We start from the raw sequence: 23105 nt of genomic DNA, 5'->3' as shown, positions 1-23105 counted from the left end.
GACAGTATGCCTGCCCGATCGCCGGAGATCATGCCCCTTTCAGTGAACACATTGTTTCGAATGGTTAAACGATGGCCGATTCAGGCAAGATTTACAGCCATCGCCAGCGACCGTTTTCGTCGGACAGGTCATTTCGCCCTGCCCGCACGCCGGTCCGGCCGCTCACACCGGTGCGACGGTCAATGCGCGGCCGCCTGGCGGATCCTCGCTGAGGCTTCCGCCAGGTTGCGCCACGCCGGCTGCCCCGGCGCGTAGCGCGCCCGGATGTAGGCGGCCAGCTCGGCCATCTGACGGTCGTCGAAGGCCTCGCCGAAGCCCGGCATGTAGCCGAGATGGTCGGTCGCCGGCTGGGCGATCCCGTGGTGCAGCACGCGCAGCAGGTTGTCCGGCGCCGCCTGGCTGACGCTCGTGTTGAGCCCCATCAGCGGACGCACGCCGAAATGCCCGACGCCGCCCGATTCCGCATGACAGACCGCGCACGCCGCGTCGAACGCGCGGCGACCGTTCTCGAGGCCGAGCGTCGCGACGGTTTCCGCGCCGCGCATCTGGCGGGTCGCCGCGTCCGCGGCGAGCGCGGCATCGACGGGCGGCGACAGCGACGCCAGATAGTGCGCGATCGCCCGGACGTCGTGCTCGGGCAGCGCCGCGAGCCCCGCGACGACCGGCGCCATCGGCCCGGCCGCGACGCCGTGCTGCGCCGAGAAGCCCGTGCGCAGATAGTCGAACAACGCGCCTTCGGTCCACGGCACGGGCGAAGCCGGCGGCGCGACGAGCGGCGGCGCGACCCATCCCTCGGCTTCGCCGCCCGACAGGTAAGCCAGGCCGCCCTTCTCCGCACCGAGCGCGTTGCGCGGCGTATGGCATGCGCCGCAGTGCCCGGCGCCGTCGACCAGATACTTGCCGCGATTCCACATCGCCGAGCGCGCCGGGTCCGGCGCAAACGGCCGCGCGTCGTGATACAGCCAGTTCCAGCCGGCAACGAGACGCCGCCGGTCGAGCGGGAACGGCAGCTTGGTCGGCGGCGGCACGTGCTTCACCGGCGGCTGCGACATCAGGTACGCATAGAGCGCGAGCAGGTCGGGCTCGCTCAGCTTCGCGAACGCCGTATAAGGGAACGCCGGGTACAGGTGCGTGCCGTCGCGCGAGATGCCTTCTCGCATCGCGCGGGCGAACGCCGGATATGACCAGGCGCCGATGCCGGTTTCCGGATCGGGCGTGAGGTTCGTCGTGTAAATGGTGCCGAACGGCGTATCGAGCGCGAGCCCGCCAGCGTTGGTCGCGCCGCCGGGCGCCGTGTGGCACACCGCGCAATCGCCGGCGAGGGCAACCTGGCGGCCACGTTCGAGGGTCGCGGCGCTCCACATCGCGCCGTCCGCGCCGCCGGGCGCAATCGGTGCAATCGGCGCGTGCCCGGGCAGGATCGCGCACGCCAGCCCGAGCAGCCCGCCGACCACACCGCCCGCCCCCGCGCCGGCCAGCCAGCGGCGCCAGCGCGACGCGCGGCGCGGGCCCGCATGCAACCCGCCGGCGGCATCGACCGGCACCGGTTGCGCAAGCGCCGCGCGAATCCGCGCGGCATCGAACGGCGGCGCACGAAAACGCACGCCCGTCGCGTCGTACAGCGCGTTCGCGATCGCAGCCGCGGCCGGCGCGGCCGCCTGTTCGATCCGCCGCGCATCGTGTACGGACAGCTCGCCGTGCGCACGGGGCGCCGCTGCGTCGGATACAGCCAGCTCGAGCGCGATCGCGTCCGGCTGCGCGTCGGCCCCGGTTTCGTCATGCGCGGGACGCGCGGTCAGCCGCGTCCCCATCACGCGCGAAATCGCCGCTTCGATCTGCCACGCGGGCACGCCGACCGTCGACGCGTCGCCCGGCTCGCCGACGCCCTGTCCAGCCACGACGCGCCGCACCGCGACGCCGCCCGTCGCACGGTCGACATCGAGATCGACGACCCAGGCGGACCAGTGCGGATCGCCGTCATGACGGGCGTCGCCGGATTCGGCCGCGGGCTCGCCGTCGAAGGCGAAGCCGCGACCGCTGAGCGTCGACGGCGGGGTCGCGCGGGCCGCGACCGGTGCGCCCCACGCGGCGCGCTCGCTGACCATCCGGATGGTCTCGCGCGGCCCCGCATCCCGCGCGGCATCGAGATGCTGCAGCCGCAGCGCGACCGGGTCGCGCCGCAACGCGCCGGCGAGTTCGTCGACGAAGGATTCGCGGGCAAAGGCGTGCGCGTGGCCGGGAATCGCTGCGCCGGCATCGGCCAGCTCGATCGACGTCCGCGCGTGCCGGTAGACGAACGGCGACGCCGGGCCCGCATCCGCTCGCGCGTCTTCAGCCCCGCGAGCATCGTGCCCATCCGCGCCGGCCGCCTGCGCGCGATAGCGCCAGGCCATCATCCGCCCGTCGGGTGCGGTCTGCGTTTCGATATCGAACGATGCCCGCGCGTGCGCGTCGCCGATCGGCCATTCGTAGCGCGCGCGGTGCGCATGCGAGGCCTCGGCGGCAGTTGCGTCGCGCGTGCCGGGCGCCGCCGCGCGCTCCGGCTGCGCAGGCAGGCGCGCGTCACGCTTCATCGCCGTCTCGCAGATAACGTGCGGCGCGATGCACCGCACGGATGATCTCCAGATGCGTGCCGCAGCGACACAGGTTGAAGCGCAACGCGTCGCGGATCGCCGCGTCGTCCGGCGCGCGGTTGCGTTCGAGCAGCACCTTCGCGCTCATGATCATCCCGTTCAGGCAATAACCGCATTGCGCGGCCTGCTCGTCGACGAACGCGCGCTGGATCGGATGCAGCGCGTCGCGCGAGCCGAGCCCTTCGAGCGTCGTGACGTCGCGCCCGTTCGCGGCGGCGGCCGGCACGACGCACGAGCGGGTCGCCTGCCCGTCGACGAGCACCGTGCACGCCCCGCACTGCCCGAGCCCGCAGCCGTATTTCGGGCCGTTGAGCGCGCAGTCGTTGCGCAGGACCAGCAGCAGCGGCGCGTCGGGTGCGGCCTCGTCGAAGGTATGCGGCGTGCCGTTCACGCGAAACGCCAGCGGCCGCGACGGAGATGCGGGATGGGACATTGAATGGATCCGGAATGCGGCGTGCCGGCCGTGACGGCCGGCGGCGGGCACGGCCGCCGGCTGGCACCCGCCGGCGCGCCCCTGACATATAACACGCCGAAATGCGCACGTACCTGCGCGCCTCGATTCCCGCGCCGGCCAGGCGCCGGCCCGGCGCGGGCACCGTGGATGCGTCAGGCCGCGGCCGCCACGTCGCCGCGCGACGGCGCGACGAGCGGCACGTCGAACACGTCGTAACCGAATACCCACGACGGATCCTCGTTCGTGCGCAGCCACGTATTGTTGTGCGACACGCGCTGCACTTTCGACGCGCGTGCCGCACGGTTCGCCTCGTACAGCGCGAACGCGCCCGCGTAGTCGCCGACGCCGACTTCGTCGAGACAGCGCGCGAGCATCGCGGCATCCTCGATGGCCATCGCCGCGCCCTGCGCCATGTGCGGCTTCATCGGATGGCATGCGTCGCCGAGCAGCACGAGACGGCCACGGCTCCACAACGGCAGCGGATCGCGCTCGAGCAGCGGCCACTTGGTGATCGACGGCGAAACGTCGATCAGGTGCTGGATGTCGGCGTGAAAACCCGCGAACGCCTCGCGCATCTCGTCGCGGCTGCTGTCGACCATCGACACGCCCTCGGGCCACTCGGCCTGCGGCACGCCGGTCACGTAGTAGTACTCGTCGCGCTTCTCGGTCACGTAGTAGACCATCATGTGGCGATCCTCGGACCACCACTTCACGCACATGTCGTACGGCTTGTTGCCGAGCAGCGACGCCGGGAACACCGCGCGGTGCGCGACATAACCCGTGTAGCGCGGCGGTTCCGCGCCGAGCAGATGCTCGCGGATCCGCGAATTCACGCCGTCCGCACCGATCACGATGTCGGCCGTCTCGACGCTGCCGTCGGCGAACGTCAGGCGCACCGCATCGCCGGTGTCCTCGACCGCCGCGAGCCGCTTGCCGAAGCGGATCGTGCCGGGCGTGACCGCCTGCGTCATCAATGCATGGAAATCGCCGCGGTGCACGGTCAGGTAGCTCGCCCCGTACGTCTTGCGCGCGTAGTCGCCGAGCGGGATCTGCGACAGCACGTCGGCCGTCCGCCAGTCGCGGCTGTACCAGCAATCCGGATGCGAACCCATCGTCTCCAGCGCGTCCTCGCAGCCGATGCGCCGCATGATCTTCATCACGTTCGGGCCGAGATGGATGCCCGCGCCGAGGCGCGAAAAAGCGGGCGCCTGCTCGTACAGCGCGACGTCGTAACCGCCGCGCTGCAGCAGCGCAGCCGCGGCCGTGCCGCCGAGACCGGCGCCGATGATTGCGATACGGGGTTTGCTCATGCGGATCTCCTGATCGTGGGCCCGGCGCCGAACACGGCACGGATACGGGCGGATTGAATGGCGTTTATGTAGCGTACACACTCAATTTACTCAGGACAAGCGGATTGTTTGGCGTCTCTATCACATACGGGAAAACACCAATAATTCCTCGAATATCCATCTATACAAACAGGTATGGCAGGCGCAACCTCATTTTGATCCATTGCCATTTTCAAATGTACACACTAGACTTTGCTCGACATCCGGCGATCCCGCACCTGCGTGCCGCCCTCCCTTACCGACACGGAGCCCCCGTCATGAGCAAGACCTACCGCATCGGCCAGATCGTGCCGAGTTCCAACACGACGATGGAAACCGAGATCCCGGCGATGCTGCGGCTGCGCGAAACGATCCGTCCCGAGCGCTTCACGTTCCATTCGAGCCGGATGCGGATGAAGAAGGTCGTCAAGGAAGAACTCGCGGCAATGGATGCCGAATCCGACCGCTGCGCGGTGGAACTGAGCGATGCGCGCGTCGACGTGCTCGGCTATGCCTGCCTCGTCGCGATCATGGCGATGGGGCACGGCTACCACCGCGTGTCGCAGGCGCGCCTCACGAAACACACGGCCGACAACGGCGCGCGGGCGCCCGTGCTGACGAGCGCGGGTGCGCTCGTCGACGCGCTGAAGGTGATCGGCGCGAAGCGCATCGTCGTCGTCGCGCCGTACATGCTGCCGCTGACCGAACTCGTGGTCGACTACATCCGCCACGAAGGCTTCGACGTGCTCGCCTACCACGCGCTGGAGATTCCCGACAATCTCGACGTCGGCCGCCACGATCCGGCGCGCCTGCCCGACATCGTGAAGACGCTGCCGTACCAGGATGCCGATGCGATCGTGCTGTCCGCGTGCGTGCAGATGCCGTCGCTGCCGGCCGTCGCGAAGGTCGAGGCGATGACGGGCAAGCCGGTCGTCACGGCCGCAATCGCGACCACCTACGCGATGCTGCGCGAGCTCGATCTCGAACCCGTCGTGCCGGGCGCCGGCGCGCTGCTGTCCGGCGCGTACTGAGCGCGCCCTTCGAACGGAGTCCCTTCATGTCCTCGACCTTCCTCTACGGCGCGAACATCCGCGCGAACGGCATCCGCCAGCACTACCTGCGCTATGGCGGCACGGCCGGCGCGCGCGCGTCGCGCCCGGCGATCGTGCTGATCCCCGGCATCACGAGCCCCGCGATCACGTGGGGCTTCGTCGGCGAAACGTTCGGCGCGGCATTCGACACCTACGTGCTCGACGTGCGCGGCCGCGGGCTGTCGGACGCGTCGCCGTCGCTCGACTACAGCCTGGATGCGCAGGCGGACGACATCGCGGCGCTGGTCGCCGCGCTCGGCCTGCCGCGCACGAGCCTCGTCGGCCATTCGATGGGCGCGCGGATCGCCGCGCGCGCGACGCGGCGCGGCATCCGCGGGCTCGAATCGGTCGTGCTCGTCGACCCGCCCGTCTCGGGCCCGAACCGCCGCGACTATCCGGGCAAGCTGCCGTGGTACATCGACTCGATGGCGCTGGCCCGCGCGGGCACCGACGCCGACGGGATGCGCGCGTTCTGTCCGACCTGGACCGATGCCGAACTGCAGTTGCGCGCCGAATGGCTGCATACCTGCGACGAACGCGCGGTGCGCGCTTCATACGAGGGATTCCATACCGACGATTTCCACGCGGATGCCGCGCAGCTGGCCGTGCCGTCGCTGCTGATCACGGCCGAGCGCGGCGACGTGGTGCGCGACGACGATGTCGCCGAACTGCAGCGCGCGACGCCGTCGATGCGGCACGTGCGCGTGCCCGACGCCGGCCACATGATTCCATGGGACAACGCGGCGGGCTTCTACGCGGCGTTCGGCGACTTCCTCGGCGCGCCGCTCGCGGCCTGACCGCCCGGCGCCCGCCCCTTTTCTTCACGCCATAACCGGAGCCGACGATGCCCGTCAGCGATACCCAACTGATCGACGCGTGGAAGCAGGTGCTCACGCTGTCGCGCCTCGAACCGGGCCAGACCGTCACGATCCTGACGAGCGCGGCCACCCATCCGCAGACGCTGTCGTGCGCGCTGATCGCGACGCAATCGATGGGCGCGATCGTCAACCGGCTCGACCTGCCGCCGGTGAACGGCGACAAGGCATTCAGCCGCGACCCCCTCGCCTATCTCGGCACGACGCCGCTGACCGGCAACAAGGCCGCGATCGCCGCGCTGCGCGAGAGCGACCTCGTGCTCGACCTGATGACGCTGCTGTTCTCGCCCGAACAGCACGCGATCCTGAAATCGGGCACGAAGATCCTGCTCGCGGTCGAGCCGCCCGAAGTGCTCGTGCGGATGGTGCCGACGCCGGCCGACCGCACGCGCGTGCTCGCCGCCGCGAAGACCATCGCCGCCGCCCGCGAGATGCGCGTGACGTCGGCGGCCGGCACCGCGCTCGTGTGCCCGCTCGGCGAATTCCCGCCGACGGCCGAATACGGCTTCGTCGACGCGCCGGGCCGCTGGGACCACTGGCCGAGCGGCTTCGCGCTGACCTACCCGAACGACCGCACCGCGCGCGGCACAATCGTGATCGATCGCGGCGACATCCTGCTGCCGCAGAAGCACTATGTGACCGAACCGATCGCGCTGACGGTCGAGGGCGGTTATGCGACGCGCATCGAAGGCGGCGTCGACGCCGACCTGCTGCGCGACTACATGGAAACGTTCGCCGATCCCGAAGGCTATGCGATTTCGCATATCGGCTGGGGGCTGCAGCCGCGCGCGCGCTGGTCGACGCTCGGGCTGTACGACCGCGAGGCGACGATCGGGATGGATGCGCGCGCGTTCGAAGGCAACTTCCTGTTCTCGCTCGGCCCGAACAACGAAGGCGGCGGCACGCGCACGACCACCTGCCACATCGACATCCCGCTGCGCCGCTGCACGGTCGAACTCGACGGCGAAACCGTCGTGCGCGACGGCCGCGTGACCGACCAACCCGCCTGACCGACGAGCACTCGACACCATGAACGATCTTTCCCGTCACGCCGAAGCGAACGTGTATCGCCAGCAGGGTTTCGGCACGCCGCTGCCGCCGCACGGCAACATCGGCCTGCTGATCGTCGATTTCGTGGTCGGCTTCGCCGATCCCGCGACGTTCGGCGGCGGCAACATCGCGCCCGCGATCGCACGCACGACGCATGCGCTCGCGCTGGCCCGCGCGCGCGGCTGGCCCGTCGCGCACAGCCGCATCGTGTATGCCGACGACGGCAGCGACGACAACGTGTTCTCGCTGAAGGTGCCCGGCATGGCGACGCTGACCGAGCATCATCCCAACAGCGCGATCGTGCCCGAACTCACGCCCGCGCCGGGCGAACTCGTCGTGCGCAAGACCGTGCCGTCGGCGTTCTTCGGCACGCAGCTGGCGCCGTGGCTCGCGCAGCGCGCGGTACAGACGCTGCTCGTCGCGGGTGCCGTGACGAGCGGCTGCGTGCGCGCGAGCGTCGTCGACGCGATGTCGCACGGCTTCCGTCCGCTGGTGCTCGCCGATTGCGTCGGCGATCGCGCGATCGCGCCGCACGACGCGAACCTGTTCGACATGCAGCAGAAATATGCAGCCGTGCTGCCGCTCGACGACGCGATCGCGGCAATCGATGCCGCACCGGCCCGCACGCGCTGAGTCGCGACCGGTCGCGGGCGGCACCGGCATCGCCCGCGATTGACGCTGCGCTTTTGGCGGCCTAGATTCGCTTCACGCACGCCGCCGCCCGAACGCTCCCCGACGCCACCGCCCGCGGGCCGCGCCGCCCCCGACAGGACACCTCCCCCGTGAACCGCTCCGAACTGCTCGCGCGCAACGGCTGCCTGACCGTGATCCGGCCACCCGCGCCGCCCGTCAAGCCGGCCCCCGGCCAGCCGGGCAGCCTGTCGTCCTACGTGCCGGCATGGCCCGAAGTCTTCGTCGCGATTCTCGACGACGGCCGCATCCTCGCGTTCAACGGCCACGTCGATCTCGGCACCGGCATCCGCACGTCGCTCGCGCAGATCGTCGCAGAGGAACTCGACGTGCCGGCCGCGCGCGTGACGATGGTGCTCGGCGACACGGCCGCGACACCGAACCAGGGCCCGACCATCGCGAGCGCGACGATCCAGATCTCCGCGACGCCGCTGCGCTGCGCGGCCGCGCAGGCGCGCCATGCGCTGCTGGCCCTTGCCGCCGGGCGATTCGGTGTCGATGCGGCGCGCCTGAGCGTCGACGATGGAACGATTTCGGCCGACGGGCAGGCGATCACGTTCGCCGCGCTCGTCGCCACGCGCCGGATCGCGCTAACGCTCGACCTGACTACGCGCACGAAGGACCCCGCGCATTACCGGATCGTCGGCCGGTCATCGCCGCGTGTCGACCTGCCCGCGAAGGCGACCGGCGAGCTCACGTTCGTGCACGACATGCGCGTGCCGGGCATGCTGCACGGCCGCGTCGTGCGGCCGCCGTACGCGGGCCACGACAGCGGCGCATTCGTCGGCACGTCGCTCGTCGACATCGACCGTGCATCGGTGGCCGACGTGCCGGGGCTCGTGGCCGTCGTCGCGCTCGGCGATTTCGTCGGCGTCGTCGCCGAGCGCGAGGAACACGCGATCCGCGCGGCGCGCCAGCTGCGCGTGACGTGGCGGCCGCATCCCGCGCTGCCGCCGCTCGACGATCCGGCCGCCGCCATCGCCGCGGCGCCGGCCGCGCGCCGCGTGCTGCTCGACGAAGGCGACGTCGATGCCGCGCGAACGCAACCGGACACGATCACGCTGTCGCGCACCTATGCGTGGCCGTTCCAGATGCACGGCTCGATCGGCCCGTCCTGCGCGCTCGCCGACTATCGCGAACCGGGCGACGGGCGGATCACCGTCTGGTCCGGCACGCAGAACCCCGTGTCGCTGCGCCACGACCTCGCGACGCTCGTCGCGCGCGACGAAGCCGATTTCGACGTTGTGCGGATGGAGGCGGCCGGCTGCTACGGCCGCAACGGCGCGGACGACGTGTGCGGCGATGCGCTGCTGCTGTCGCGCGCGGTCGGCCGCCCGGTGCGCGTGCAGTTGTCCCGCGCGGACGAGCACCTGTGGGAACCGAAAGGCACGGCCCAGCTGATGCAGGTCACCGGCACCGTCACACGCGACGGCCGCCTGCTCGGCTACGACTTCACGACACGTTATCCGTCGAACGACGCGCCGCTGCTCGCGGCGCTGCTGACCGGCGCGATCGCGCCCGAGCCGCGCGTGTTCGAAATGGGCGACCGCACGGCCGTGTCGCCGTATGCGAGCCCCCATCGCCGCTTCGTCTGCGAGGATCTCGCGCCGCTCGTGCGCGCGTCATGGCTGCGCGGCGTATCGGCGCTGCCGAACTCGTTCGCGCACGACGCATTCGCCGACGAATGCGCGGCGCTGACCGGCATCGATCCGCTCGCGTTCCGGCTGCGCCATCTGCAGGACGCGCGCGCCGCCGAGCTGCTGCAGGCCGTGGCCGACCGCGCGGGCTGGACGCCGCGCGCGCGGCGCCCGCCTCACGAACACGACGGGTCGCGGCACGTGCGCGGCCGCGGCATCGCCTACGCACGCTACGTACACAGCCGCTTCCCGGGATTCGGCGCGGCGTGGTCGGCGTGGATCGTCGACCTGAGCGTCGATCGCGTATCGGGCGACATCCGCATCGAACGCGTGACGGTCGGCCAGGACACGGGCACGATGATCAATCCGGATGGCGTGCGCCACCAGATCCACGGCAATGTGATCCAGGTCTTGAGCCGTACGCTGAAGGAGCGCGTGCGGTTCGCGGACGGCAAGGTCGCGTCGCGCGAATGGGCCGGCTATCCGATCCTGACGTTCGCGGAAGTACCGGACGTCGATGTCGTCCTGATGCCGAGGCAGGGCGAGCCGCCGCTCGGCGCCGGCGAATCGGCGTCGGTTCCGGGCCCCGCCGCGGTTGCCAACGCGTTGTTCGATGCGACCGGCGTGCGGTTCCACGCGCCGCCGTTTACGCCCGAGACGGTGCGCGCCGCGTTGCGCGAAGCCGGCCGGCTGATGCGCGCCGACGAAGCCGGCGCATCCGTCGCGGCGGGCGCGACGTAAGCCGGGCCCGCGCTACCGGCATGTCACGCGTCGCCGTCTTCTTCCATCATCTTGCGCAGCAGGAACTGCAGCGCGACACGTTCGCCCGGATTGAGCGCGCCGTACGTGCGCTCCGTCACCTGCCGCGCGAACGGCACCGTGCGGTCGATCAGCGCGAGGCCGGGCGCGGTCGCGCGCACGAGCAGCTTGCGGCCGTCGTTCGGGTCGGGCAGCACCTCGATCAGCGCGCGCGCCTTCAGACGCTCGACGACGCCACGGATCGTCGCCTGGTCGATCGCGGTCGCCTTGACGATGTCGTTCAGCGAGCACGCCTGCCGCTCCTTGACCGCGCACAGCGTCACGAACTGCGCGGCCGTGAGGTCCGAATCGGGGATCGCTTCCTGAAAGATCGACACGTGCCGCTGATACGCGCGGCGCAGCAGGTGCCCGACCTGGTCGTGAAAGTCGTAGGAATCCTTGGAAGAAGCCATGAACGTGCAGGCCCGTGCCGCGTGTCAATGAAAGACAAGCAGTGTACACCCTCAAATCGGTGCAATCGGCGGGCGGAGCGTTGCGTCATTGCGGTGCATCAGGATTCGCGGCATCGGGCACGCCCCGCTCCCGACGCTCCTCCGGCAGCAGCGGATCGCCCGATCACGGCACCCGCTCGACGGCCGCCGCGCGCATCCGCAGCGGCTGCCGCATGCACACTCGCGCGTGATGGCCGGCTTTCGCGCACACACTGCTTTTTTGAGCGCATACGCACGAATTTCGTGCATGCCGCCGTACCCGGATCGATCTTTTAAGCGCACACTCAACATCGCAAAAAACCGCGTCATAAACGCGGTTTTTCACTCGCAAACGCTTTCCTCCCGGCGGCCGGATTCATGCCTGTTCGATTCGGTATTTTCTAGTGTGTACGCTATTTAATTGCCGTGATATACAGACTCCGGGGCGCAGCGAAAACACCGCGCGCGTCGATCGAGCCACCCATTCATCCGTCACACTCGAACAGGGGCAGTCCCATGTCTACCGTACACCCGAGCGCCGCCGTTTCCGCCGACGACGCGCTGCACGGCCCGCTTTATCGCAAGGTCACGCTGCGCCTCATCACCCTCTTCTGCCCGTGCTACTTCGCGGCCTATCTCGACCGCATCAACATCGGCCTCGCGAAACTCCAGATGCTCGACGCGCTGAAGTTCAGCGACACCGTGTACGGCCTCGGCGCCGGCCTGTTCTTCGGCGGCTACATCCTGTTCGAAGTCCCGAGCAACCTGGTGCTGCAACGCGTCGGCGCGAAGCTGTGGATCGCGCGGATCATGATCACGTGGGGCCTGCTGTCGGGTGCAACGATGTTCGTGCATACGCCGATGCAGTTCTACCTCGTGCGCTTCCTGCTCGGCGCCGCCGAGGCCGGCTTCCTGCCGGGCGTGCTGCTGTACCTGACGCAGTGGTATCCCGATGCGCGCCGCGCGCGGATCGTCGCGCTGTTCATGGTCGGCCTGCCGCTGTCGAGCATGATCGGCAGCCCGATCTCCGGCTGGATCATGCGCGCGTTCGACGGCGTGCACGGGCTCGGCGGCTGGCAGTGGCTGTTCCTGCTCGAGGCGCTGCCGTCGGTCCTGCTCGGCTTCGCGGTGCTGCGCTGGCTGCCCAACAACATCGAATCCGCGCAATGGCTGAACGCCGACGAGAAACGCGCGCTGCGCGCGAATCTCGACGCCGATCCCGCCGGCAACAAGAGCCATGCGCTCGGCAAGGCATTCTCCGATCCGAAGGTGTGGGCGCTCGGCCTGATCGACCTGTGCGTCCTGCTCGGCCTGTACGCGGTGAGTTTCTGGCTGCCGACGATCCTGCGCGACACCGGCGTGAAAGACGCGTATCACATCGGCTGGCTGATGGTGATCCCGAATGCCGCCGCCGTGCTCGCCACGCTGTACTGCGGCGCAAGCTCCGATCGTGTGCGCGAACGCCGCTGGCATATCGTCGTGCCGTTCATGGTGTCGGCCGTCGCGCTGGCGGTCGCGGCCTCGTCGCCGCACGGCACGCTCGGAACGGTGCTGCTGTTCTCGCTGATCAACGCGGGCGCGGCGGCCGCGATGCCGGTCGTCTGGGCACTGCCGTCGACGTTCCTGAAGGGCTCCGCCGCTGCCGGCGGGATCGCATTCGCGTGCTCGATCGCGAACCTCGGCGGGTTCGGCAGCACATACTTCATCGGCTGGCTGCGCGACACGTTCCATTCCCAGAGCGCGGGGCTGTATGGCTTCGCCGCGTGCATGGTGGTCGGCTGCGCACTCGCGCTCGCGTATCCGGCCAGGCTCGTGAACCGCTGACGCATCGCGTCGCCCGCGCGACGCTGTCTTTTTTACAACCGCGCCGGCCGCGCGACCCGCCCCGCCCCCCGCCCCCTCCCGCGCACGCCGCCGCACCGGCGTGCGCCCACGCCGTCATCCAGCGGGATTCCCCGCACAGGCACATCGCTTGCGCCATCCCCGCGTCCGCCTTCCCGGCGGTCGACATCCTTCCCTCAACCGGCGCTGCGCACCGCGCGACGCTTCGCGCGGCGGTCCCGCATCGTCAGCAGGTTCCCTGAACGAGAGGACAACATGAAATCAATACGAACGGTAGCGGCCCTGTGCTCAATCGTTTCCGTGCTTGCGGCGTGTGGCGGCGACGACGCCGGCACCGAACTCGGTATCTCGAAGCCGCAGGCGCGCTTCATCAACGCGGTGCCGGCCGGCCCGAATCTCGACTACTACCTGAATGCGAAAATCGACCAGGCGGGCGTCGCCTACAAGGGCGTGACGCGCTATCACGACATCGACTCCGGTACGCAAAACGCGAGCTACGACGTCTCGGGCACGACGACGACCATCGCCGCTCAATCGTTCGGCGCGTCGAACGGCCACCACTACACGACGATCGCGCTGCCGAGCACGACGTCGCTGATCTCCGTGATCGACGATCCGTACGACAAGGGCCTGCTGTCGGACAAGGCGCGCGTGCGCAGCTTCAACGCGTCGCCGAACGCGCAGAACGTCGACGTGTACGTCGTCCCGCCGGGCACCGACATCACGACGCAAAGCCCGACGATGGCGGGCGCGGCCTACCAGAACGCGGTGCCGGCCACGACGCAGGATTCGACCTACCTGAACGGCGGCAGCTACCAGGTGATCGTCACGACGGCCGGCAGCAAGTCGCCGATCCTCAAGACCGCACCGGTGACCATCAACAACAATGCCGACTGGCTGCTGCTGACGATTCCGTCGGGCGGAGTCGGCGACGTGACGCCGAACGACATTCACGTGCTCGTCGCGCAGGGCAACGACGCCGATACGTCCGCGCAGGAGCTCGGTCCGCAGTAAGGACCGCCGACGGTCGCGGCGGCCGCCGCGACCGCGCCCCGCGCATCAGTCGACGCGCTCGAGACGGATCACGTGCTCGGCGCGCGTACCGTCGCCGTGTTCGACATCGACATCGCCGACATGGCGCACGCGCCAGCCCGGCCGCGTCGCGATCTGCGGCAGGTTGCCGGACGGCCGGCTCTCGATCCCGGCGAGCCCTTCGTCCGGCGTCTCGACTGCGTCGTCCAGCGACGCGTTCGAGTAAATCACGTTGTCCTGAAGTTCCGACGCACCGGTGCGCGCCTCCATGCCCTTGCCGTCGACATCGACCGTGTTGTCGGTCATCGCCATGTTCGCGTTGTCGAGCGTGACGATCCGGCCGGCGGCCCGGCGCACGGGATCGCCGCTGTCGACCGCATGCGCGTCGACGTCGATCGGCGGCAGGCCGGTCGGCATTTTCCCGGCGATCGCTTCCGGCGTCATCGGATGCCGCGCCACCTGCGCGGCCTGGGTCGCGGCATCCGGCATGTCGCCCGCCGCCGGCGTCTTCACCGGGCTCTTCTCGATCTGTTCCCGTTGCTTTTCCGGGGTCGGGTTTGATTCCGCGTTCTGCATCGCACCTCCTTGCCCGGCCCGCCAGCGCCGGCGTCATGCCGTCGCCGCCGGTCCGGAAAGCGCTACAACCGTCCTTGCAAATCTTTCATGCGGCCGGCCACGCGCACGCACGCCGCCGGGCGCCGCACGCAAAAAAAGCGGACGGCACACCCGCACGCAGCCGGCGCGCCGCCCGTCCGGTCAAGCGCTCGTCAGCCGCCGCTGGCGCCGCCCGGCGCGGAGGCCGCGCCCGGCAGGCTCGCGCCGCTGTCGCCGCTGCTGCCGGCCGCTCCGCTGCTCGGCGTGCCCGACGGCGCGGTGGACGGCGCGGCCGACATGCCGCCCGTCGCGCCGGCGTCCGAACTGGCCCCGCCGCCGTTGTCGCCCTTCTTCTGGCAGCCCGCGCCCGCCGCCAGGCCCGCAATCAGGATGCCGGCGAAGACGGCTCGCGATACGTGACGAAATGAATATCGCTGCATGACACCTCCGCTGATGTCGATGTGGATGGAACCCGCTGACCCGCAATTTGCGTGCCGCCGCCCGGCCGCCGCAGCCGCGCGCTCCATTCATTTTTCAAATGACACCCAGCCGAATATTTAATTTCCCATCGTCGCGACCGCCTTCCATACTCGCGAACAAATCCGAGACATAACGTCCACGGCGGCCCGAGCCGGCACGGCGTACCCACGCCGCCGGTTTCGCGCCCCGCACATGGAAGGAGACAACGGCGTGCAACTGGAAGCCACCCACCGCCCGGGCATCGTGCTCGGCGCGGACGACGCATCGCATCGAACCGATCCGGCCGCGCGCGACCCCGCGCTGAGCCCGCGGCTGCACAATCCCGACCTCGCGCCGACCCGGGCCGAAGGCCGGACGTGGGGCCGCTACAGCATCTTTGCGCTGTGGACCAACGACGTGCACAACATCGCGAACTACTCGTTCGCGATCGGGCTGTTCGCGCTCGGCCTGTCGGGCTGGCAGATGCTCGCGTCGCTCGCGATCGGCGCGGTGCTCGTGTACTGCTTCATGAACCTCACCGGCTACATGGGTCAGAAGACCGGCGTGCCGTTCCCGGTGATCAGCCGGATGAGCTTCGGCATCTACGGCGCGTTGCTGCCCGCGATGATCCGCGCGGTGATCGCGATCGCGTGGTTCGGCATCCAGACCTATCTCGCGTCCGTCGTGCTGCGCGTGCTGCTTACCGCGATCTGGCCCGGCCTCGCCGCGTTCGACCAGAATGCGATCCTCGGGCTGTCGACGCTCGGCTGGATCACGTTCGTCGCGATCTGGCTCGTGCAGATCGGCATCCTCACGTACGGGATGGAAATGGTCCGCAAGTACGAGGGGCTCGCGGGCCCGGTGATCCTCGTCACGACGCTGTCGCTCGCCGCGTGGATGTTCAGCCGCACGGGCGGCCATCTCGCGATGTCGATCGGCAAGCCGATGACGGGCGTGAAGATGTGGACGGAAATCTTCGCGGGCGGCTCGCTGTGGCTCGCGATCTACGGCACGCTGGTGCTCAACTTCTGCGATTTCGCCCGTTCGTCGCCGAGCGCGAAGACGGTGCGCGTCGGCAACTTCTGGGGCCTGCCGGTCAACATCCTCGTGTTCGCGACGATCAGCTTCGTGCTGGCCGGCGCGCAGTTCAAGCTGAACGGCCACATCATCCACAGCCCGACGGAGATCATCGCGACGGTGCCGAACAAGCTGTTCCTGGTACTCGGCTGCCTCGCCTTCCTGATCGTGACGGTCGCGGTGAACATCATGGCGAACTTCGTCGCACCGGCCTTCGTGCTCACGAGCCTCGCGCCGCACCGCCTGTCGTTCCGCCGCGCGGGCCTGATCAGCGCGACGATCGCGGTGCTGATCCTGCCATGGAACCTGTACAACAGCCCGATCGTGATCGTCTACTTCCTGTCGGGCCTCGGCGCGCTGCTCGGCCCGCTGTACGGGATCATCACGGTCGACTACTGGCTCGTGCGCAAGCAGCGCGTGAACGTGCCCGACCTCTACACCGAAGCGCCGACCGGCGCCTACTTCTACACGCGCGGCGTGAACCGCAAGGCGCTCGCGGCGCTCGTGCCGTCCGCGCTGATCTCGATCACGCTCGCGGTCGTGCCGGCCTTCAGTGCGATGACACCGTTCTCCTGGCTGCTCGGCGCGGCCATCGCGGGCAGCGTGTACTGGCTGCTGGCCGATCGCAAACGGCAATACGAGGAGCGCTCGGGCGAACCCATCGCGGTCGACTGCGCGCAACACTGACACACACGCACACGGAGCCACCGATGAGAATCCTGGTAGTCAACGTCAACACGACCGAGTCGATCACCGACGCGATCGCCGCGCAGGCGCGGGCCGTCGCATCGCCCGGCACGGAGATCGTCGGGCTCACGCCGCGCTTCGGCGCGGAATCGATCGAAGGCAACTTCGAGAGCTACCTCGCGGCGATCGCCGTGATGGACCGCGTGTCGAGCTACGACGAACCGTACGACGCGGTGATCCAGGCAGGCTACGGCGAACACGGCCGCGAAGGCCTGCAGGAGCTGCTGACGGTGCCCGTCGTCGACATCACCGAAGCGGCCGCGAGCGTCGCGATGCTGCTCGGCCATCGCTACTCGGTCGTCACGACGCTCGACCGCACGGTGCCGCTGATCGAGGATCGCCTGAAGCTGGCCGGGCTCGACGCACGCTGCGCGTCGGTGCGTGCCAGCGGCCTCGCGGTGCTCGAACTCGAGGAGAACCCGGCCCGCGCGATCGAGTCGATCGTCGGCCAGGCGCAGCGCGCGGTGCAGGACGACCGCGCGGAAGTGATCTGTCTCGGTTGCGGCGGGATGGCCGGCCTCGACCGGCAGATCGAGGAATGCACGGGCGTGCCGGTCGTCGACGGCGTATCGGCCGCGGTCGCGCTCGCCGAGTCGCTGGTGCGCCTGAAGCTGAAGACGTCGAAGGTCCGCACGTACGCGCCGCCGCGCCCGAAGCGGATCGTCGGCTGGCCGGGAGCCTTCGCAAAATGACGCCGGGCCGCCGGCCGGCAGTCGCGTCGCGCGCGGTCACGGTATCGCCGGGAGACGGATCGGCATGTGGGACCCGCTAGACCCGACCACCCTGCCGCGCGACGCGGCCGACGCCACGGGCGCGCTCGACGTGCTCGATGCGCGGCTGATGCGCATCCTGCTCGTGCTGCTGACCGAGCGCACCGTGTCGCGTGCGGCCGTGCGCCTGAACATGTCGCAGCCGGCGACGAGCGCCGCGCTCAAGCGCCTGCGCACGCTGCTCGGCGATCCGCTGCTGGTACGCAGCCGCTACGGGATGGTGCCGACCGAGTTCGGAGCGCGGCTGATCGAGCCGCTGCGCAACGCACTGCGCGTGATCGACTTCATCCGCATCCAGCAGCCGACGTTCGACGCACGCACGTCGGTGCGCACCTACCGGATCGGCTGCCCCGACTACCTGAACGTGCTGTTCGTGCCGAAGCTCGTCGCGCTGTTCCGCGAGCGCGCGCCGAACGCGCAACTCGTCTTCCATCCGCTTGGCGACGGTTTCGACGACGAGCGTGCGCTGGCCGACGGCGAGCTCGACGTCGTGATCGACAACCGCCCCGCACGCCGGTCGCGCTTCCGGCAGGACGACCTGTTCGACGACCGCGTCGTGTGCCTGATGCGCGCGACGCATCCGCTCGCGCGGCGCGGCGCGATGACGGCCGCCGACTTCGTGGCGGCGCCGCAGCTGTGCCCGACGCCGTCGTGGCTCGAAGCGTCCGGCGCGATCGACCGGCAGCTCGAACGCGTGGGCCTGCAACGGCGGATCGTCGTCACGCTGCCGCACTTCGAGCTTGCCGCGCACGCGCTCGTCCGCACCGATATGATCCTCACGACCACGTACCGGCTCGCGCGGCACTATGCGAAGCTGCTGCCGCTCGCCGCGATCGCGCTGCCGGCCGAACCGCCGGACATCGTGTACCGGATGACGTGGAACGAAGCGGGATCGTGCGCCGAGGGCGTGAGCTGGCTGCGCGGGCTGATCGCGGAGGCGACGCACGCATGGCTCGAGGCTGAAGCGATGCTGCCGGCGGTCGCGGCGGTCGCCGCCGCCGGCTTGCCCGCACCGCCCGCGCCATCCGAGTCCGAACCGCCGCGACGGCCGCGCGCACGCCGGACCACGCGCTGCCGTACCGAGCGGCAGCCGTTCGTCGCGCGTGTCGCGCGTCATGCGCGTCTCACGACGAAATCGCACTGACGCCATTGACGCATACCTCACGTCGTCGCATCGATGGTGCCCGCGTCGCGCGCTGTCGATCGCATGTCAGACTGATCCTATTTACCCGCCCGGGTCCGCCTTGCACAATGCGGACCGATGAACGGCCATGCGTCGTCTCGCACACCGCCGGCCGCATGCGCTGTCGCCGGCAACATACCGAGGAATCCCCGATGAAAGGCCCCCTGACCGCCATCACGCTTGCGCTTGCAACGCTCGCCAGCCCGCCTGCGACGGCCGACACGCAGGACTGCGCGACGCGCATCCGCGCGCTGCAGACGCAGATCGACTACGCGAAACTGCACGGCAATACGCAACAGGCCATGCGCCAGCAAGCCGCGCTTGACGCGATCGGTGCGAACTGCACGGACGCCGGCCAGCTTGCGCGCGCCGAACGCAAGGTACGCGACGAGCAGCGCGATCTCGCGAAGGCACGCGACGAGGCGCACGAGGCGGAAGCCGCGGTGCGACAAGCGGAAACGCGCGATGACGCGGGCAAGCTCGCGAAGGCGCAGCGCAAGCTCGCCGACAAGCAGCGCAAGCTGCGCGACGCAACGCGTGCGCTGCACGACGCGGAAACCAGCCGCGATGCGCTGAAGCACTGACGAGGCACCGGGCAGCGCGCCCCGTGCGGCGTCATGCACCGTCGCGCATCGGTTGCGCAAGCAACTTGTATGCAACGACGGCCACGCCGAGCGCCAGCACGCCGCTCGCGGTGAGCGCAGCGGCGAACCCGCTCGCGAACGCGACGGGCGCCGCCTTGGCGAGTATGCCCACGGCCGACGGCGGCACGCGGCCGAGTGCCTGCGCCAGGTCGCCGGCCAGCAGGCTCGACATGAACGGCGCATCGGCGAATGCACGCAGGCCGGGTGCGGCGCTCAGCAGCGCGTCGAGCCGCGCGTGCGTGCTCGCTGCCAGCACCGCACCGAGCACGCCGACGGCCGTCACGATCGCCGTGAAGCGCGTCGTCGTGCTGATGCCCGACGCCATGCCCGTGCGGTCCGCCGGGACGCACGCCATGATCGCCTTCTGCGTGTCGCCGTTCATGATGCCGGCGCCGCAGCCCGTCACGAACATGCCGAGCGCGACGAGCCGGTAGTCGCCGCCGGCCGTCAGCGCCGCGGTGACGAGGTTGCCCGCGCCGATCAGCGCGAGCCCGCCCGCCAGCACGCCGCCCGACGACACGCGTGCGGCAAGCGCCGCGCCGAGCGACGGGCCGGCGATCATCGCGAACGCGAACGGCAGCATCCCGAGCCCCGCGTCGATCGCCGACATCCCGAACGCGTTCTGCAGGTACAGCGGCAGGAACGTCATCATCACCTGCGCGCACGCCGCATAACCGAACATCGCGAGCACCGCGCCGACGAAACGCGGCTGGCGGAACAGCGCGAGATCGATCATCGGCCGCGCCTGCCAGCGCTCCGCGCCGATGAACGCCGCCAGCAGCGCCGCGGCAAGGGCGAGCCGGCCGAGCGTCGCGGCCGACAGCCAGCCGTGCGCCGGCGCGCCGATCAGCGCCGCGATCGCGCACGCGAGCGCCGCGCCGAACAGCAGGCTGCCGGCCGCGTCCACGCGTTTCGCGTGCGGATCCCTCGACTCGTCGATCGCGACGCGTGCACCGGCCGCCAGCAGCACACAGACCGGCAGGTTCAGCAGGAACACCCAGCGCCACCCGATCCATTGCGTGATCGCACCGCCGACGAGCGGCGCGATCGCCGTCGCGATCCCCATGCACATGCCCCAGATCGCCCACGCACGCGCCCGTTCTCGCCCGTCCGGAAAACGGTTCGCGATCACCGCGAGCGCGGCCGTCAGCAGCAGCGCGGCGCCGCCGCCCTTCGCCGCGCGCGCGGCGATCAGCCAGCCGGCCGACGGCGCGACGCCGCAGCCGAGCGACGCGAGACAAAAGAGCGCGAGCCCCGCGAAGAGCATCCGCTTGCGCCCGAAGCGGTCGGCGAGCCCGCCGGCCGGCAGCAGGCACGCGGCGAACGCGGTCATGTACGCACTCACGACCCATTCGATGTCGGCGAAGCTCGCATGAAAGCTGCGCGCGATGCTCGGCAGCGATACGGCGACGACGTTCGTGTCGAGCACGATCAGCGAACAGGTCGCCGACGCGACCGCGAGCGTCGCGGCGGCCGGCAGGCGGGCGCCCGCATGCGGGACGGCGGCCGCGCGCGACGCGGGTGAGGACTGGGACATCGGCAACTCCGGAGCAGGATGGACAAGCCGTATGCTAGGCTTGCCCGGTATTGCCTGTCATTGACACTCACATGCTGTTTTGTTGACGAAAATTGCAATCATGGACCGGCTCGAATTCCGTCACGTGCGCGCGTTCCTGAGCGTCGCGCAGCACCTGCATTTCGCCCGCGCGGCCGAAGCGCTCGACATGGCGCCGCCCGCGCTCACGCGGCAGATCCAGGAAGCCGAACGCGTGCTCGGCGTGCGGCTCTTTCACCGGTCGCGCCGCGCGGTCACGCTGAGCGCCGCCGGCGAGGCCTATCTCGCCGAAGCACGCGCCGCATGCGAACACCTGCAGCGCGGCCGCGAACTCGCCGCGCTGGCCGAGCGCGGCGAACTCGGCCGGATCGAGATCGGCTACGTGTCGTCCGCCGTCTATTCGGGCACGCTGCAGCGCACGGTCGGCGCGTTCCGCGCCGCGCACCCGCGCATCGAGCTGAACCTGCGCGAAGTGCCGATGGACGACGTCGCGAACCAGCTCGACACGGGCCGGCTCGACCTCGCGTACGTGCGCCCGCCGCTGCCGCTGCCCGGCGGCCTGCGGATCGTCACGCTGCAGCGCGACGTGTTCGTCGCGGCCGTGCCTGCCGATTCGCGCTACGCGGAAGCGGCGACCGTGCGGGCGGCCGACCTCGCCGGCGCGCGCTTCGCGGTGCCGGAACAGGAGCGCGGCACGCTCGACGTCGCGCGCCGCGGCCGTTTCGCACCGCTGATCGCCGCGCGGCCGGGCGGCTTGCTCGCGGTGCTCGCCTGTGTGTCCGTGAACGGCTGGGTCGCGGTGATTCCCGATGCGCTCGCCGGCTGCGTGTCGCTGCCGGGCGTCGTGTACCGGCCGATCGCCGGCAAGCCGATCGTGTCGGAGCTGGCGCTCGCGCACCGGCGCTTCGAAAAGGCGCCGGCCGTGCGCGCGTTCCTGCGCACGGTCGTGCCGGCCGGGTCGAACGCCGCCTGAGAACGGCGCCCGCACGCGTCGAGGCCGGCCCGGCAGTCGCCGCGCGAATATGCATTGCACGATTCGATGTTTGTCGGCCGGAAACCGATTCCGTAACCTGCCCGGCAGCCGCGCCGCACGAGCGCGGATTACCCAGGACATGCCGCCGATGAATCCCTCTTCCACCGCAGCGCGCCGCCGCGTGCTGCAGCGCCTTGCCGCGCTCGCCGCCGCCCCGCTCGCCGGCGGTATCGCACTGCCGGCCCATGCGGCCGGCGCCGACCTGTCGGGCGTCACGCTCGTGCTCGGCGACCAGGCCGGCGGCCTGCGCGCGCTGGCCGAGGCCGCGCGCGTGCTCGACGGCACGCCCTACCGGTTCCGCTGGGCCAATTTCCAGGGCGCCGCACCGCTGTTCGAGGCCCAGCGCGCGGGCGCGATCGATCTCGCGCCGGCCGGCGACCTGCCGGTGCTGACAGCCGCGCTCGGCGATCCGTCACTGCGGATCGTCGCGACGCGCGTCGGCTCGCCGGCGTCGCTCGGCATCGTCGTGCAGCCCGATTCGCCGGTTCGCGCCGTCGCCGACCTGAAAGGGCAGACCGTCGTCGTGTCGTCGGCGCGCGGCAGCATTTCCCAATACCAGTTGTATGGCGCACTGCGCGAACACGGCCTTGCGCCGCGCGACGTCGACGTGCGCTTCGTGCTGCCCGTCGACGCATTCGCCGCGTTCGAGGCGAAACGGATCCCCATCTGGGCGACCTTCGACCCGTACTACGGGCATGCGGTACGACGCGGCGCGCGCGTCGTCCGGGACGGCAGCGGCATCAATTCGGGGCTCGCTTTCCTCACGTCGCCGATCGAGACGCTGAACGACGCCGCGAAACGCGCGACGCTCGCGGACGTGCTCGCCCGGCTGGCCCGCGCGGGCCAATGGGCACTGGCGCACCCGTCCGACTATGCGAACGTCTATGCGTCGCTCACGCGCCTGCCGCCCGACGCAGCCGCCGACATCGCGCACCGCGCGGCGCTCGCGCAGCGCAGCCTCAGCGGCGCCGACATCGACGTGCTGCAGCGCGTTGCCGACCGCGCGGCGGCGGACGCGATCCTGCCGCGGCGCGTCGACGTCGCGTCGATCGCGATTCGCAACGTGTCTGCTTGACGGCTTTCGACGGGGCCGCGGCATGTCCCGGCCGCGCACGGCGCGCGTGTCGGCTTCCGGACTTGCGTGCCCCCTCCGTACGACCGTCGAGTCGGACGACCTTCCCG

Annotated in this window: 20 protein-coding genes; 13 read left to right on the top strand and 7 right to left on the bottom strand. The window is 70.2% G+C overall.

Annotation, left to right across the window (positions count from 1 at the left end; genetic code table 11):
• Nucleotides 1-179 precede the first annotated feature (179 nt).
• From VXM69_RS06705 to VXM69_RS06695, 3 genes are all read right to left on the bottom strand, one after another.
• The gene (locus VXM69_RS06705; RefSeq protein WP_367189188.1) at nt 180-2573 is read right to left on the bottom strand and encodes a c-type cytochrome; all 2394 of its coding nucleotides are present in this window, start codon (nt 2571-2573) and stop codon (nt 180-182) included.
• Complete coding sequence (locus tag VXM69_RS06700; RefSeq protein WP_034185889.1) at nt 2563-3066, bottom strand: (2Fe-2S)-binding protein; 504 nt, start codon at nt 3064-3066, stop codon at nt 2563-2565. The genes VXM69_RS06705 and VXM69_RS06700 overlap by 11 nt, the downstream gene beginning before the upstream one ends.
• Nucleotides 3067-3239: 173 nt before the next feature.
• Entirely contained in the window at nt 3240-4397 is a 1158-nt protein-coding gene (locus VXM69_RS06695; protein ID WP_059558271.1) for an FAD-dependent monooxygenase, read from the bottom strand.
• A 296-nt stretch (nt 4398-4693) separates the two neighbouring features.
• Here VXM69_RS06695 and VXM69_RS06690 point away from each other — a divergent pair, with 296 nt between their 5' ends.
• The 5 genes from VXM69_RS06690 (at nt 4694) to VXM69_RS06670 (ending at nt 10499) form a co-directional block, all read left to right on the top strand.
• The gene (locus VXM69_RS06690; RefSeq protein ID WP_367189187.1) at nt 4694-5446 is read left to right on the top strand and encodes an Asp/Glu racemase; all 753 of its coding nucleotides are present in this window, start codon (nt 4694-4696) and stop codon (nt 5444-5446) included.
• Nucleotides 5447-5472: 26 nt separating this feature from the next.
• A complete protein-coding gene (locus VXM69_RS06685; protein ID WP_069705069.1) occupies nt 5473-6303 on the top strand; it encodes an alpha/beta hydrolase in 831 nt (276 codons plus the stop codon).
• A 47-nt stretch (nt 6304-6350) separates the two neighbouring features.
• Nucleotides 6351-7391, top strand: coding sequence for a 2,5-dihydroxypyridine 5,6-dioxygenase (locus VXM69_RS06680; protein WP_034185885.1), 1041 nt, complete (start codon nt 6351-6353; stop codon nt 7389-7391).
• A 19-nt stretch (nt 7392-7410) separates the two neighbouring features.
• Nucleotides 7411-8064 carry an isochorismatase family protein gene (locus VXM69_RS06675; protein WP_034185884.1) on the top strand — a complete coding sequence of 218 codons (654 nt, stop codon included), beginning with the start codon at nt 7411-7413 and terminating at the stop codon, nt 8062-8064.
• A 149-nt stretch (nt 8065-8213) separates the two neighbouring features.
• Entirely contained in the window at nt 8214-10499 is a 2286-nt protein-coding gene (locus tag VXM69_RS06670; RefSeq protein WP_034185883.1) for a molybdopterin cofactor-binding domain-containing protein, read from the top strand.
• A 23-nt stretch (nt 10500-10522) separates the two neighbouring features.
• Here VXM69_RS06670 and VXM69_RS06665 read toward each other — a convergent pair whose 3' ends face one another.
• On the bottom strand, nt 10523-10969 hold the full coding sequence (locus VXM69_RS06665) for a MarR family winged helix-turn-helix transcriptional regulator (protein ID WP_034185882.1): 447 nt from the start codon (nt 10967-10969) through the stop codon (nt 10523-10525).
• A 534-nt stretch (nt 10970-11503) separates the two neighbouring features.
• Here VXM69_RS06665 and VXM69_RS06660 point away from each other — a divergent pair.
• Together VXM69_RS06660 and VXM69_RS06655 are read left to right on the top strand one after the other, a co-directional pair.
• Entirely contained in the window at nt 11504-12811 is a 1308-nt protein-coding gene (locus VXM69_RS06660; RefSeq protein ID WP_367189186.1) for an MFS transporter, read from the top strand.
• A gap of 273 nt (nt 12812-13084) precedes the next feature.
• The gene (locus VXM69_RS06655; protein WP_034185880.1) at nt 13085-13843 is read left to right on the top strand and encodes a DUF4397 domain-containing protein; all 759 of its coding nucleotides are present in this window, start codon (nt 13085-13087) and stop codon (nt 13841-13843) included.
• A gap of 45 nt (nt 13844-13888) precedes the next feature.
• Here VXM69_RS06655 and VXM69_RS06650 read toward each other — a convergent pair whose 3' ends face one another.
• Both VXM69_RS06650 and VXM69_RS06645 read right to left on the bottom strand, forming a co-directional pair.
• Entirely contained in the window at nt 13889-14437 is a 549-nt protein-coding gene (locus tag VXM69_RS06650) for a DUF3005 domain-containing protein (protein WP_034185879.1), read from the bottom strand.
• 191 nt (nt 14438-14628) lie between these two features.
• Nucleotides 14629-14895, bottom strand: a complete 267-nt coding sequence (locus tag VXM69_RS06645; RefSeq protein WP_034185878.1) for a hypothetical protein — start codon at nt 14893-14895, stop codon at nt 14629-14631.
• Nucleotides 14896-15127: 232 nt separating this feature from the next.
• Between VXM69_RS06645 and VXM69_RS06640 the strand changes: the two genes are divergently transcribed.
• From VXM69_RS06640 to VXM69_RS06625, 4 genes are all read left to right on the top strand, one after another.
• Complete coding sequence (locus VXM69_RS06640) at nt 15128-16678, top strand: NCS1 family nucleobase:cation symporter-1 (protein WP_226226771.1); 1551 nt, start codon at nt 15128-15130, stop codon at nt 16676-16678.
• 23 nt (nt 16679-16701) lie between these two features.
• The gene (locus VXM69_RS06635) at nt 16702-17430 is read left to right on the top strand and encodes an aspartate/glutamate racemase family protein (RefSeq protein WP_059558278.1); all 729 of its coding nucleotides are present in this window, start codon (nt 16702-16704) and stop codon (nt 17428-17430) included.
• Between the two features lie 64 nt (nt 17431-17494).
• On the top strand, nt 17495-18652 hold the full coding sequence (locus tag VXM69_RS06630) for a LysR family transcriptional regulator (protein WP_367189185.1): 1158 nt from the start codon (nt 17495-17497) through the stop codon (nt 18650-18652).
• A gap of 191 nt (nt 18653-18843) precedes the next feature.
• A complete protein-coding gene (locus VXM69_RS06625; RefSeq protein WP_034185874.1) occupies nt 18844-19275 on the top strand; it encodes a DUF1090 family protein in 432 nt (143 codons plus the stop codon).
• A 31-nt stretch (nt 19276-19306) separates the two neighbouring features.
• Here VXM69_RS06625 and VXM69_RS06620 read toward each other — a convergent pair whose 3' ends face one another.
• A complete protein-coding gene (locus VXM69_RS06620; RefSeq protein WP_367189184.1) occupies nt 19307-20872 on the bottom strand; it encodes an MFS transporter in 1566 nt (521 codons plus the stop codon).
• Nucleotides 20873-20972: 100 nt separating this feature from the next.
• Between VXM69_RS06620 and VXM69_RS06615 the strand changes: the two genes are divergently transcribed.
• Nucleotides 20973-21863, top strand: coding sequence for a LysR family transcriptional regulator (locus VXM69_RS06615; protein ID WP_124609788.1), 891 nt, complete (start codon nt 20973-20975; stop codon nt 21861-21863).
• 148 nt (nt 21864-22011) lie between these two features.
• Nucleotides 22012-22998, top strand: a complete 987-nt coding sequence (locus VXM69_RS06610) for an ABC transporter substrate-binding protein (protein ID WP_367189183.1) — start codon at nt 22012-22014, stop codon at nt 22996-22998.
• Nucleotides 22999-23105: the final 107 nt, after the last annotated feature.

The sequence above is a fragment of the Burkholderia sp. Ed8 genome, from assembly GCF_040761425.1.
GTDB lineage: Bacteria > Pseudomonadota > Gammaproteobacteria > Burkholderiales > Burkholderiaceae > Burkholderia > Burkholderia seminalis.
Note: the sequence above shows the minus strand (reverse complement) of the source record. Positions and strands in the feature narration are given on the sequence as shown.